The 12,830-nt window shown below is 69.0% G+C and carries 10 protein-coding genes; 2 read left to right on the top strand and 8 right to left on the bottom strand.

What is annotated here, in order from left to right:
- Position 1: 1 nt before the first annotated feature.
- The 4 genes from AC2D9U_RS17720 to AC2D9U_RS17705 all read right to left on the bottom strand — a co-directional run bounded on the left by AC2D9U_RS17720 (position 2) and on the right by AC2D9U_RS17705 (position 4,365).
- Positions 2-796 (bottom strand): amino acid ABC transporter ATP-binding protein, encoded by a 795-nt coding sequence (locus tag AC2D9U_RS17720; RefSeq protein WP_484751525.1) that lies wholly within the window; start codon positions 794-796, stop codon positions 2-4.
- Positions 797-844: 48 nt separating this feature from the next.
- Complete coding sequence (locus tag AC2D9U_RS17715) at positions 845-1,987, bottom strand: amino acid ABC transporter permease (protein WP_484751524.1); 1,143 nt, start codon at positions 1,985-1,987, stop codon at positions 845-847.
- A gap of 2 nt (positions 1,988-1,989) precedes the next feature.
- Positions 1,990-3,195 (bottom strand): amino acid ABC transporter permease, encoded by a 1,206-nt coding sequence (locus AC2D9U_RS17710; protein ID WP_484751523.1) that lies wholly within the window; start codon positions 3,193-3,195, stop codon positions 1,990-1,992.
- 120 nt (positions 3,196-3,315) lie between these two features.
- On the bottom strand, positions 3,316-4,365 hold the full coding sequence (locus AC2D9U_RS17705) for an amino acid ABC transporter substrate-binding protein (protein WP_484751522.1): 1,050 nt from the start codon (positions 4,363-4,365) through the stop codon (positions 3,316-3,318).
- 186 nt (positions 4,366-4,551) lie between these two features.
- Here AC2D9U_RS17705 and lhpI point away from each other — a divergent pair, with 186 nt between their 5' ends.
- The gene (lhpI, locus tag AC2D9U_RS17700) at positions 4,552-5,490 is read left to right on the top strand and encodes a bifunctional Delta(1)-pyrroline-2-carboxylate/Delta(1)-piperideine-2-carboxylate reductase (protein WP_484751520.1); all 939 of its coding nucleotides are present in this window, start codon (positions 4,552-4,554) and stop codon (positions 5,488-5,490) included.
- Positions 5,491-5,533: 43 nt separating this feature from the next.
- Positions 5,534-6,427, top strand: a complete 894-nt coding sequence (locus AC2D9U_RS17695) for an AraC family transcriptional regulator (RefSeq protein ID WP_484751518.1) — start codon at positions 5,534-5,536, stop codon at positions 6,425-6,427.
- Between the two features lie 172 nt (positions 6,428-6,599).
- On the opposite strand, the gene AC2D9U_RS17690 is transcribed toward AC2D9U_RS17695, so the two are convergent.
- The 4 genes from AC2D9U_RS17690 to AC2D9U_RS17675 all read right to left on the bottom strand — a co-directional run bounded on the left by AC2D9U_RS17690 (position 6,600) and on the right by AC2D9U_RS17675 (position 12,732).
- Positions 6,600-7,934 (bottom strand): RtcB family protein, encoded by a 1,335-nt coding sequence (locus AC2D9U_RS17690; protein WP_484751516.1) that lies wholly within the window; start codon positions 7,932-7,934, stop codon positions 6,600-6,602.
- A gap of 277 nt (positions 7,935-8,211) precedes the next feature.
- Complete coding sequence (locus AC2D9U_RS17685) at positions 8,212-8,529, bottom strand: hypothetical protein (RefSeq protein ID WP_484751514.1); 318 nt, start codon at positions 8,527-8,529, stop codon at positions 8,212-8,214.
- 62 nt (positions 8,530-8,591) lie between these two features.
- Positions 8,592-9,806, bottom strand: a complete 1,215-nt coding sequence (gene odhB / locus AC2D9U_RS17680; RefSeq protein ID WP_484751512.1) for a 2-oxoglutarate dehydrogenase complex dihydrolipoyllysine-residue succinyltransferase — start codon at positions 9,804-9,806, stop codon at positions 8,592-8,594.
- Positions 9,807-9,834: 28 nt separating this feature from the next.
- Positions 9,835-12,732: a 2-oxoglutarate dehydrogenase E1 component gene (locus AC2D9U_RS17675; protein ID WP_484751510.1), complete on the bottom strand. Its 2,898-nt coding sequence runs from the start codon at positions 12,730-12,732 to the stop codon at positions 9,835-9,837.
- Positions 12,733-12,830: the final 98 nt, after the last annotated feature.

Here is a 12,830-nt window from a genome sequence, read left to right as displayed (position 1 = left end):
CTTAGTGCCCGCGCAGGATCTGCGACAGGAACAGCTTCAGGCGGTCCGTCTTGGGGTCGTTGAACAGGCCTTCCGGCTCGCCGCTCTCCACGATCTCGCCACGGTCCATGAAGACCACGCGATCGGCCACCTGGCGGGCGAAGCCCATCTCATGCGTCACGCAGATCATGGTCATGCCGGTCGCGGCCAGCATCACCATGGTGTCCAGCACTTCCTTGATCATCTCGGGATCGAGCGCGCTGGTCGGCTCGTCGAACAGCATGATCTTGGGCTTCATGCACAGCGCGCGGGCGATGGCCACGCGCTGCTGCTGCCCGCCCGAGAGCTGGCCGGGATACTTCTTCGCCTGCTCGGGAATCCTGACGCGGGTCAGGTATTCCATCGCCAGTTCCTCGGCATCCTTCTTCGGCATCCGCCGCACCCAGATGGGCGCGAGGGTGCAGTTCTCGAGGATGGTGAGGTGGGGGAACAGGTTGAAGCTCTGGAACACCATCCCGACCTCGCGGCGGATGGCGTCGAGCGAGCGCAGATCGTCCGACAGCTCGATGCCATCGACGATGATCTTGCCTTCCTGGTGCGTCTCGAGCCGGTTGATGCAGCGGATCAGGGTGGATTTGCCCGAGCCCGAAGGCCCGCAGACCACCACACGCTCGCCGCTGGCGACCGAGAGGTTGACGTCGCGCAGCACATGCAGCGCGCCGAACCACTTGTTCACGCCCTCCAGCACGATGGCCGGCGGCGCATCCGTACGCATGGCGGAGGCAACCTGCCCCACCATCTCCATGGTCTCACCCATCTGAATTCTCCCTGTATCCTTGTGGCATCGCAACTTCGCGCATCGCCGTCAACGGCGCCGATGCGCGTTCAGGTCGCGTTCCAGATCCTGGCTGTATTTGCTCATGGCGAAGCAGAAGACGAGGTAGATCAGCCCGACCGTGACATAGACCTCGATGCCGAAGCCCTGCCAGGAGGGCTCGACGATCGCGGTCTTGCCCGCCGTCAGCAGGTCGAAGATGCCGATGATCAGCACCAGCGACGTGTCCTTGAAGAAGCCGATGAAGGTGTTCACCAGCGGCGGGATCACCAGCCGCAGTGCCTGCGGCAGGATGATGAAGCCGGTCTTCTGCCAATAGGAGAGGCCGAGCGCATCGGCGGCCTCATACTGCCCGCGCGGCAGCGCCTGCAGCCCCGCGCGCACCACCTCCGCCAGATAGGCCGCGGCGAAGAGCGTGATGGCGACCTGCGCGCGCAGCAGCTTGTCGATGTTCATCCCCTCCGGCAGGAAGAGCGGGAACATCACGCTGGCCATGAACAGCAGGCTGATCAGCGGCACGCCGCGGATCAGCTCCACATACAGCACGCAAAGCGTCTTGATCGCCGGCAGCTTGGAGCGCCGGCCGAGCGCCACCAGCACCGCGATCGGGAAGGCGAAGGCCAGGCCGAAGGTGGACAGGATCAGCGTGATCGGCAGGCCGCCCCAACGCTCCTGCGGCACGAAGGTCATGCCCAGGATGCCGCCCCACATCAGCACGCCGATCAGCGTCAGTGTGCCGAGCCAGATCGGGATCAGCCGCCAGTTCCAGAAGCGGCGCATGGCCGAGACGATGTAAAGACCCACGAACAGGAAGCAGGCGACCAGCGGGCGCCAATGCTCCTCATAGGGGTAGGTGCCGAACAGGATGAAGCGGTGCTTCTCCGTGATCACGGCCCAGCAGGCGCCAACCCCCTTGATCTCGCGGCAGGCGGCGGTCTGCGCCTGGCCGTTCACCACGGGGACGGACCAGATGCTGTTCACGAAGGCCCAGTCGATGAAGCCGATGGTCCAGCGCGCGATCAGATAGACCAGCACCAGCGTGACCGCGGTGCTGAGCCAGGAGGAGAACAGGTTCTGCTTCGCCCAGGCGATGGCGCCGGTCGTGGCGATCGGCGGCGCGCGGCGCGGTTCCGTGGTGGGGGTAGGCATCGAAGCCATGGCCATTTCACTCATGGTCAGCGCTCCACCAGCGCAATGCGCGCGTTGTACCAGTTCATGAAGAGGGAGATCGACAGGCTGATCGTCAGGTAGACCAGCATGATGATCGCGATGCCCTCGATCGCCTGGCCGGTCTGGTTCAGCGTCGTGTTCGCGATGCTGACGATGTCCTGGTAGCCGATGGCGACAGCAAGCGAGCTGTTCTTCGTCAGGTTGAGATACTGGCTCGTCATGGGCGGCACGATGACGCGCAGGGCCTGGGGCAGCACGATCTTCTTGAGGATGTCGCCGCGCCGCATGCCCAGCGCCTCGGCCGCCTCCCATTGCCCGCCACTGACGGATTGGATGCCGGCGCGCACGATCTCGGCGATGAAGCCCGCCGTGTAGGTGACGAGGCCGATCAGCAGCGCGAAGTATTCGGGGCTGACCGTCAGGCCACCGCGGAAGTTGAAGCCGCGCAGCGCCGGCCAGTCGACGGTCCAGGGGGCGCCATGCGCGGCCCAGACCACCAGGGGAAAGCCCAGGAGGAAACCGATGGCGAAGGGCCAGAGCTTGCGGGGCTGGCCATCCGCATATTGCCGGGCACGTTGGGCGCGCGCCGTGAGGATGGTGGCGACGATGCCCACCAGGAACGCGACGATGGTCCAGCTATGTGCCGTCTCCCACTGGATGAAGGGCAGCTTCATGCCGCGGTTCGACAGGAACACCCCTTCCACCGGGTTCAGCGCCTGGCGCGGCCCAGGCAGGCCTTGCAGGATCGTGTACCAGAACAGCAGTTGCAGCAGCAGCGGCAGGTCGCGGATCACCTCGACATAGACGGCGGCGATCTTGGAGACGAGCCAGTTCCTGGACAGCCGCGCAATGCCGATCAGCGTGCCGAGGATGGTGGCCAGCACCACGCCGACCACCGCGACCTTGAGCGTGTTCAGCACGCCCACCATGAGGGCACGCAGATAGCTGTCCGTGGGCTCATAGGCGATCAGGCTCTCGCCGATCGGCAGCCCGGCCTCACGCGCCAGGAAGGCAAATCCCGTGGCGATCCGGCGCACTTCCAGATTGTGGACGGTGTTCGACCAGAGCCAATAGATGACGCTGCCGATGAAGCCGACGATCAGGACCTGCCAGACGATGCCGCGCAGGCGCTCATCAGACCAGGAAAGCCGGATCGGCCGGCGCGGCGGTCCGGCCTTGGCGTAGCGCGGATCGGCGGTTGATGAGGACATGCTGCTTCCCTGCTGCAAGGTATCCGTGACCGGGGTTGGCTCCCCTGTCCGGCTGGCACCCGGTGTAGTCTATGCAAAGTCGGGGCCGGGATGTGAGTCCCGGCCCCGTTCAGCGCTGGCTCAGCGGAAGGGCGGCGCGTATTGCAGGCCACCCGCCGTGGTCCAGAGCGCGTTCGGGCCGCGCTGCAGGCCGATCGGGCCCAGGTTGCGGGCGAAGATCTCGCCGTAATTGCCCAGTTCGCGGATCACATTGACCATGAAGGCGTTGTCCACGCCGAGCATGCGGCCCAGATCCCCGGTGCGGCCGAGCATGCGGGCGACCTCAGGATTGGTGCTGGCGGTGGATTGCTGCACCACATTCGCCGCCGTGATGCCCAGTTCCTCGGCACCCACCAGGCCGAAATGGATCCAGCGGAGCAGGTCCGCGAAGCGCTGGTCGCCATGGCGCACCAGCGGGCCCAGCGGCTCCTTGCTGATCACATCGGGCAGGATGGTGTGGTCGGCCGGCCGCTGCTGGGCCGAGCGCACGGCGGCGAGGCCGGAGACGTCCGTGGTGTAGGCGTCGCAGCGACCGGCGACATAGGCCTGCACCACTTCCTGCAGCTGCTCGATCACCACGGGGGTGAAGCGGATGCGGTTGGCGCGCGCCCAGTCGGTCAGGTTCTGCTCGGTGGTGGTGCCGGGCTGCACGCAGATGGTCGCGCCGTCGAGGTCGCGCGCGCGGGTCACGCCGGTCGAGGCCTTCACCATGAAGCCCTGGCCGTCATAGAAGTTGATGCCCGTGAAGTCGAAGCCGAGCGAGGTGTCGCGCGAGAGCGTCCAGGTCGTGTTGCGGCTCAGCATGTCCACTTCGCCGGACTGGAGCGCGGTGAAGCGGTTCTGCGCCGTGGTCGGCACGTAGCGGACCCTGGAGGCGTCGTTCCACAGGGCCAGCGCCACGGCGCGGCAGTAATCCACATCGAAGCCGCGCCAGACGCTCTGGCTGTCGGGCTGGGCGAAGCCGGCCAGGCCCGTGTTCACGCCGCAGATCAGCGTGCCGCGGGCGCGGATCGCGTCCAGGGTCGGCGAACCGGCGCCCGCCGGCGCCTGCGCGAAGGCGGGCAGGCTCAGCGTCGCGGCAAGTGCCACGGCACCCACGCCGCGGGTCATGGCAAGGCGAAATGCCTGCATGGTCTTGTTCTCCCTCATCTTTGTGTCCAGGCGGACAGAATGCCAGCCTGGATCGACCCGTTGTGCCGGGAGGCGTCCTTTCTTGGAAGGGCCCCCCGGAGCTTCCCCGATGCCTGATGCTGCGCCAGCCTTGCGCCGGGATCAACGCGTAAGGCTGTCGCGGCCTCATCAGGGGAAGGGAATCGGATGCGGTTCGTCAATGCGGAGGCGGTGCGTGCGGCCCTGCCCTGGGGGGCGCTGGAAGGGGCGCTGGCTGCCATGTTCCGCCAGGGCTGCGAGGCGCCGCTGCGTCATCGCCACGCCCTGCCGCAGGGCGATGAGAGGGGGGATGGCATGTTGCTCCTCATGCCAGCCTGGAGCGGGGCGGCCGCGACGCCCCGCTATACGGGCGTGAAGATCGTGCATGTGCTGCCCGGAAATGGCGCGCTTGGCCTGCCCGCCGTGCAGGCCGTCTATCTGCTGTCGGATGGGCAGACCGGCCAGCCCGTCGCCCTGCTCGATGGCGGGGAGCTGACGGATCGCCGCACCGCCGCGGCGAGCACCCTGGCGGGCCGTTTCCTCGCGCGGCCCGAGAGCCGCCGCCTGCTGGTGCTCGGGGCGGGGCGGGTGGCTGGGGCGCTGGCCGAGGCCTGGGCGGATCGATTCGCGCTTGATGAGGTCGCGATCTGGTCGCGCCGGCCCGAGCAGGCGGGCGCGCTGGTCGCGCGCCTGCGGGCGCATGGCGTGCCCGCGGTGGTGGCCGCGAGCCCCGACCCGCGCGGCTTCGACATCGTCAGCGCCGCCACCCTGTCCGAGGCGCCGCTGATCCGCGGGGCCGATGTGGATCCGGGCACGCATATCGACCTCGTCGGGGCCTTCCGTCCCACGATGCGCGAGAGCGATTCGGCCCTCATCGCCCGCGCCACCCTGGTGGTGGACACGCGCGCCGGCGGCCTGGCGGAGGCGGGCGACGTGGTGCGGGCCATCGCCGAGGGCGCGATCACCGAGGCCCATGTCGTGGCCGACCTCGCCGATCTCTGCCGCGGGACGCATCCCGGCCGCACGAGCCCGGAGGAGGTGACCCTGTTCAAATCCGTCGGCTGGGCCGGGGAGGACCTGGCCGCCGCCATGCTTGCGGTGGGCTGAACTGCGCAAGCGCGATCAAGCCGGGTTGCGCCATGATGCGCGCATGGAGAACGCACCCCATCGCCGCCTGAAGCCAGCCACGCGGCTCGACTATGGTCGCCGCATCGCCCGCGCCATGGCGCTGATCGCGGCCGACCCGCAGCGCCCGCCGAGCCTGGAGGCGATGGCCGAGGCCGCCGCCTTCAGCCCCTTTCATTTCCACCGCCTCTACCGGGAACTCACCGGCGAGACCCCGGCCGAGACCCTGGCGCGCGAGCGGCTGTCGCGTGCCGCCGCCCTGCTGGCGCGCGGCGGAATCGGCGTGGCGGCGGTGGCCCGCGCCTGCGGCTATGGCAGCGCGGCCGCCTTCACCCGCGCGTTTCGCGCAGCCTATGGCCTGCCGCCCGCGACCTATCGCGATGCGGGGGGCATCGGCGCGCCTTTGCCCCCACCCACCCGCACCGAGGAGGAAACCGCCATGTTCGCTGTCCAGATCCGCGAGGAACCCGCGCTGCGCCTCGCCACCCTGCCGCATCGCGGCGCCTATGCGCAGATCGGCACCGTCTTCGATCGCCTGATGGCCTGGGGGGCGGCCCGCGGGCTGGTGAGGGAGGAGACCCGCTTCATCGCCCTCTATCACGACGATCCCGTCACCGTGGCCGAGGCCGAGCTGCGCTCGGAGGCCGGCTTCACCGTGGGGCCCGAGGTGCAGGCGAGCGACGGGGTCAGCATCCGCGACCTGCCGGCCACGCGGGTCGCCGTGCTGGTCTTCAAGGGCCCCTATGCCGAGCTCGAGCCCGCCTACACCTGGCTGTACCGGGAGTGGCTGCCGGGCAGCGGCGAGGAGCCCGCCGACCAGCCCCCGCGCGAGGACTACCTCAACGACCCGCGTAGCCTGCCGCCGAGCGAATGGCTCACCGCCGTGATGCTGCCGCTGCGGGAGCGGGTGGCGGCCTGAACCGCCACCCGCCCCCGGGCCTGATCATACCAAATCCCATTGATCGGAACCTGCGGCCGGCGCAGCCGGCCGAGGCGCCGAATGGCGCCCGCCGCCAGTGCGGCGCAGCCAAGCGCGCGGAGCGCGCGCCGGCGACCGAGGCCGGATCGGCCACGATCCGTGGGATTGGATATCAATCCTTGAAGGGATCGAACTCGCCCGGCCCCGCCATGGCGACGGCGAAGGGACGCAGGCGGTGCAGCACGCGCACCGTATCGCCCTGGGCCGCCAGCACCTCCGGCAGGCGGCGATAGGCCATCGGGCTTTCATCGAGGTCACCGCCCGAGACCACCACGCCGCGATCGCGCAGCCATGCCTCCATCTGCTCGCGCGTGAAGCGGCGCAGCGCCTCCCGCCGGCCGAAGACGCGCCCGGCGCCATGGATCGTGGAGTAGAGCGAGGCGCGTGCGGCCTCGCTCTCCACCCCTTCCAGGATCACCGCGTCGTCGCCCATCGAGCCGCCGACGAAGCCGCGCTGGCCGGGGAAGGCGGGTGTGGCGCCCTTGCGCACCACCCAGAGATCCTGCCCGCCATGCGTCTCGCGCCAGGCGAAGTTGTGGTGGTTGTGCACGCAATCGGTGACATGGCCGCCGATGATCGCCCGCACGCGTTCCACCACCCATTCGCGCCCGGCATAGGCGTAGCGCCCGGCCAGCTCCATCGCCGCGATGTAGCGCGTGCCGAGCTCGCCCTCTGCCTCCACCACGGTCGGCGGCACATGCATGCCTTCCTGGCCACCGGCGGCCTTCAGGTAGCGCGTGGCGGCGGTATGCCCCAGGCCGCGGCTGCCGAAATGCACGCCGATCCAGACGAAGCCGGCCTCATCCTCGAACAGGTCGACATAGTGGTTGCCGCTGCCGACCGTGCCGAGCTGGGCGGCCGCCTTCTGGCGGTAATCCGCCATGTCGGCGGCATGCCAGGCGTCGTCGTCGTCGAACAGGTCATGCTCGACGCGCTCGGCATTGGTGCGGCCCATGCCGAAGGACACGGCGGCACGGATGTCGGCCAGGAGGGTCGCCGCGCGGTCCTTCACCGCCGCGGCGGGCGTATCCAGCCGCACGGCCATGTTGCCGCAGGCGATGTCGAAGCCGACGCCGCTGATGCTGATCTGCCCGGCATAGGCGATGACACCCCCCACCGGCTGGGCATAGCCGAGATGCCCATCCGCGCAGAGCGTGCCGGCCACCGCGGCGCCGACCTTCATGCAGTTGCGCATCTGCTCGAGGGTGGCGGGCGCGTGCTCGCCGAAGACGTGCAGCGGCGCGTCGCTGGCACCCCCGCCGAGGACGATGCCCAGGCGCGCCTGCGCCTCGGCCTGGGCCGCTGCACGCGCGGCGTCGCGGAAGCCTGTCCAGACGGGCATGGTCTTCTCAGGCTTGGCCGGGTTGGGGATGCGCGCATCGGGATCCTGGCCAGCGGCAAGGGCCAGGGCGCGCGCGCGCGCCTCCAGCGGGTCGGGCAGACGCATAGGGGTACTCCGGGAAGTCAGTCGTTCAGGAAAAAGGCGCTGTCGCGCCGTGGGTGTCAGGCGAGGGTCGGTTGGACCGGGGCTTTGAAGCTTGCCGGTCGTGCGAACGCGTTCTGTCCCGGCCGTGTCTGGCCGGTCAGGTCGCGGGCGACGACAGCGCGGGGCGCGTTCGGCAGCATCGGGACACACACATCACGCGCCGGAACGATTTCCGGCGCGGGGCGAGCGTTTAGGCGCGGAGCGCGCAAAAGGGAAGCGGAATCTTCCGGGGAGGTCGTTATCGCAGCGTGGCGCCGATCAGCAGGCCAAGCCCGAAAACCCCTGCCGCCGGCGAGATCATCGGCCACCAGCGCGCCGGGGCGAAGCCGGCCAGGAAGGCGAAGACCGCGCCGAGCAGATAGGCGGCCGCCCCCTCCGCCAGCCCGACCCGGGCCATGACCACCAGCGGCCCGAAGCCGGCGATCACGCCACTCGCGGTGCCGATATAGCGCCAATTGCGGTCGCTGCGGGGATCGGGCCGCAGCAGCGGTTCCTCGCGCGATCGGTATTCGAGCGCGGCGCAGATGGCGAGGAATCCGAAGGCCAGAATCAGCATGGGCAGCGCTCAGGAAGAACGCTGCCCATGATGGCAGAAGTGCAACGGCCCGGAAGGGGGGATCAGAGGTCCAGCATCAGCCGGCGCGGATCCTCGATGCTTTCCTTCACGCGGACCAGGAAGCTCACCGCCTCCTTGCCGTCCACGATGCGGTGGTCGTAGCTCAGCGCGATGTACATCATCGGGCGGATCTCGACCTTGCCGCCCACCGCCATCGGCCGTTCCTGGATCTTGTGCATGCCCAGGATGCCCGATTGCGGCGGGTTGAGGATCGGCGTGGACATCAGCGAGCCGTAGATGCCGCCATTGGTGATGGTGAAGCTGCCGCCCGTCAGCTCATCCAGCTTCAGGGCGCCGTCGCGGGCCTTCTTGCCGAAGCCCGCGATCGCCTTCTCGATGCCGGCGAAGGACATGTCGTCTGCGTGCTTCAGCACCGGCACGACCAGGCCTGAGGGCCCGCCCACCGCGATGCCCATGTGGACGAAGTTCTTGTAGACCACGTCGTCGCCGTCGATCTCGGCGTTGACGGCGGGGAACTCCTTCAGCGCGGCGACGCAGGCCTTCACGAAGAAGGACATGAAGCCGAGCTTCACGCCGTGCTTCTTCTCGAAGACATCCTTGTATTCGGCGCGCAGGGCCATCGCCGCGCCCATATCCACCTCGTTGAAGGTGGTGAGCATGGCGGCGGTGTTCTGCGCCTCCTTCAGCCGGCGCGCGATGGTCTGGCGCAGGCGCGTCATCTTCACGCGCTCCTCGCCCCCTTCCAGGGCGCGCGGCGCCTTGGGGGCGGCGGCCGGGGCGGCAGCCGGCGCGGGCTTGCTGAGGAAGGCGAGCACATCGCCCTTCGTCACGCGCCCATCCTTGCCGGTGCCGGCGCCGATGGCCGCGGGCGAGATGCCGGCATCGGCCATCGCCTTGGTCGCGGCGGGGCCGTTGGGCAGGCCGGCAGCGGCGGGCGCGGGTGCCGCCGCGGGGGCGGGCGCAGCCGGGGCCGGGGCGGGTGCCGCCTTCGGCGCGGCAGCCTTGGGGGCTGCCGCAGCGCCACCGGCCGTGATCTCGCCCAGCACGGCGCCGGGACCCACCTCGGCGCCCTCGGCGGCGGCGATGGAAGCCAGCACGCCGGCCGTCGATGCGTTCACCTCGACCGTCACCTTGTCGGTTTCCAGCTCGACCAGCGGCTCATCCGCCGCCACGGCCTCACCCACCTTCTTCAGCCAGCGCGCGATGGTCGCGCTGGCCACGCTTTCCCCGAGCGGGGGGACGACGATGTCGGTCATGTTCTTCGCCTTTTGCCTGTCGCGCCGCTCAGCCGAGGCCGAGCGCGTTGCGCACCAGGGCTTCCTGCTGCTGTTGATGCACCTTCGCGAGGCCGGTCGCCGGGCTCGCTGCTTCCTCGCGGCCCACATAGCGCGGACGCTGCGCCTTACCCCCGATCTCCCGCAGCACGCCTTCGATCCGACGGTCGAGGAAGGTCCAGGCGCCCATATTCTCGGGCTCTTCCTGGCACCACACCACCTCGGCGTTGGTGTAGGGCGAAAGCGCCTTCGTCAGGCTCATCTTCGGGAAGGGATAGATCTGTTCCATGCGCACCAGGGCGACATCCTTGATGCCCTTCTCGCGCCGCTCGGCGAGCAGGTCGTAATAGACCTTGCCCGTGCAGAGCACGACGCGCTTCACCGCCTCGGGCGCGGCGATCGCGTCGATCTCCGGGATCACGTACTGGAAGGCGCTGCCCGGGCCGAACTCCGCCAGGGAGGAGACCGCGAGCTTGTGCCGCAGCAGCGATTTCGGCGTCATCAGCACCAGCGGCTTGCGGTAGTTCGCCTTGAGCTGGCGGCGCAGCGCGTGGAAGTAGTTCGCCGGCGTGGTCAGGTTGCCCACGCGCATGTTGCGCTCGGCGCAGAGCTGCAGATAGCGCTCGAGCCGGGCGGAGGAATGCTCCGGCCCCTGGCCCTCATAGCCATGCGGCAGCAGCATCACGAGGCCGGACATGCGCAGCCACTTCGTCTCGCCGCTGGCGATGAACTGGTCGATGATGACCTGCGCGCCATTCGCGAAGTCGCCGAACTGCGCCTCCCACAGCACCAGCGTGCGCGGATCGGCCAGGGTGTAGCCATATTCGAAGCCGAGCACGCCCATCTCGCTCAGCAGCGAGTTGAAGGCCTCGAAGCGCGGCTGCCCGGCGCGGATGTTGTTGAGCGGCACGTATTCGGCCTGCGTCGTCTGGTCCACCAGATGCGCGTGGCGGTGGCTGAAGGTGCCACGCTGCACATCCTCGCCCGACAGGCGCACGCGATGGCCTTCCAGCAGCAGCGTGCCGAAGGCGAGCGCCTCGCCGGTGGCCCAGTCGATGCCTTCGCCGGATTCCAGCGCCTGCTTCTTCGCCTCGATCTGGCGCAGGATCTTCGGGTTGGCGCCGAAATCCGCCGGCACGCGCGACAGGGCGGCACCGACCTCGCGCAGCGCATCGAGGCCCACGGCCGTTTCGTGCAGCCGCTCCACCTCCTCGCCGGAGGCCACGGCCTTGAGGCCCGACCAATGGCCTTCGAGCCAATCCGCCTTGTTCGGCTTGAAGCTCTGGGCCGCCTGGAAGGCTTCCTCGAGCTGCGACTGGAAGGCGTCGAGCATGGCCTTCGATTCGTCCGCCGGGACGCTGCCTTCCTTGGCCAGGCGCTCCGCGTAGAGCGTGCGCGTGGTCTTCATCTCCTTGATCCGGCCATACATGATCGGCTGGGTGAAGGCGGGCTCGTCGGTCTCGTTGTGGCCGTGGCGGCGGTAGCAGACGATGTCGAGCACGAAATCCGCGCCGAATTCCATGCGGAACTCGGCCGCCATCTTCGCGCAGAAGACCACCGCCTCGGGGTCGTCGCCGTTCACGTGCAGGATCGGCACCTGGATGCTCTTCGCCACGTCGGTGCAGTACAGGCCCGAATAGGCGTGCACCGGCACGGTGGTGAAGCCGATCTGGTTGTTCGTGACGATGTGGATGGTGCCGCCGGTGCGGTAGCCGATCAGCTGGCTCATCGCCAGCGTCTCATAGACCAGGCCCTGGCCGGCGAAGGCCGCGTCGCCATGCAGCAGGATGCCGAGCACCGAGCGCCGGCCCTTGGTGTCGCCGGCCATGTCCTGGCGGGCGCGCACCTTGCCCACCACCACGGGGTCCACCGCCTCGAGATGCGAGGGGTTCGGCTGCAGGGAGAGATGCACCATGCGGCCGCTGATCTCGATGTCGGTCGAGGTGCCCAGGTGATACTTCACATCGCCCGAGCCCTGCACGTCCTCGGGGTTGGCGGAGGTGCCCTTGAACTCGCTGAAGACGGCCGTGTAGGGCTTCTTCACCACGTTCACGAGCACGTTGAGGCGCCCGCGATGCGCCATGCCGATGCTGATCTCGCCCACGCCCTTGGCGGCGGCGACCTCGATGACCGACTGGATGGCGGGGATGGTGCTCTCGCCACCCTCAAGGCCGAAGCGCTTGGTGGTGGAATACTTCTTCGCGCAGAAGGACTCGAAGCCCTCGGCCTCGGTCAGCTGGCCGAGGATCTTGCGCTTCTCCTCCGCGGCGAAGCTGCCGATCCAGGGCGCGCCCTCGATGCGGCGCTGGATCCAGGACTTCTGGTCCGGATCCTGGATGTGCATGAATTCGACGCCGATCGAGCCGCAATAGCTGGCGCGGCAGATCTGCAGGATCTCGCGCAGCGTCGCGTATTCGCGACCCAGCACGTAGTCCAGGAAGATCGGCCGATCCATGTCGGCCTCGGTGAAGCCGTAGGTGGCGGGCGTTAGCTCGGCATGGGGCTTGGGCTTCTGCAGGCCGAGCGGGTCGAGCTGCGCCTCCAGATGGCCACGCACGCGGTAGCTGCGGATCAGCATCAGCGCGCGGATGGAATCGAGCACGGCGCGCTGGGCTGCCGCCTTGTCGATGCCGGCCGGCGCGGCCGGTGCGGCAGCCGGCTTCTCGCCCTTCTTCGGGGCGGGCGGGGGCTCGGGATCGGGGCCGAAGCCGCCCCGCTGGCGCGGCGCCCAGGAGGCGCCCGAGGCGTCCGTCAGCACGGCGCGGGCCTCATCGTTCAGGGCGCCGAAGAGGTCTGCGAAGGAGGCATCGACGCTGTCCGGCTTCTCCACCCAGCGGGCGTAGAGGTCGGCGAGGTAGGCGGCATTCCCGCCCGACATCGCACTCGCGAGGATATCCACTCCGGCCATCTTTTTTCTCCGTGCGCGGCATTCTCGGCCCTGGGGCCGGCGCCGCTGCGTCCTCAACCTTCGTTCAGGCGCGCAACATAGCCCGCCCGAAGCCGCCA

The organism is Roseomonas sp. TF40, assembly GCF_057219975.1.
The sequence above is the reverse complement of the archived record's forward strand: the minus strand, read 5'-3'. Positions and strand labels throughout refer to the sequence as shown.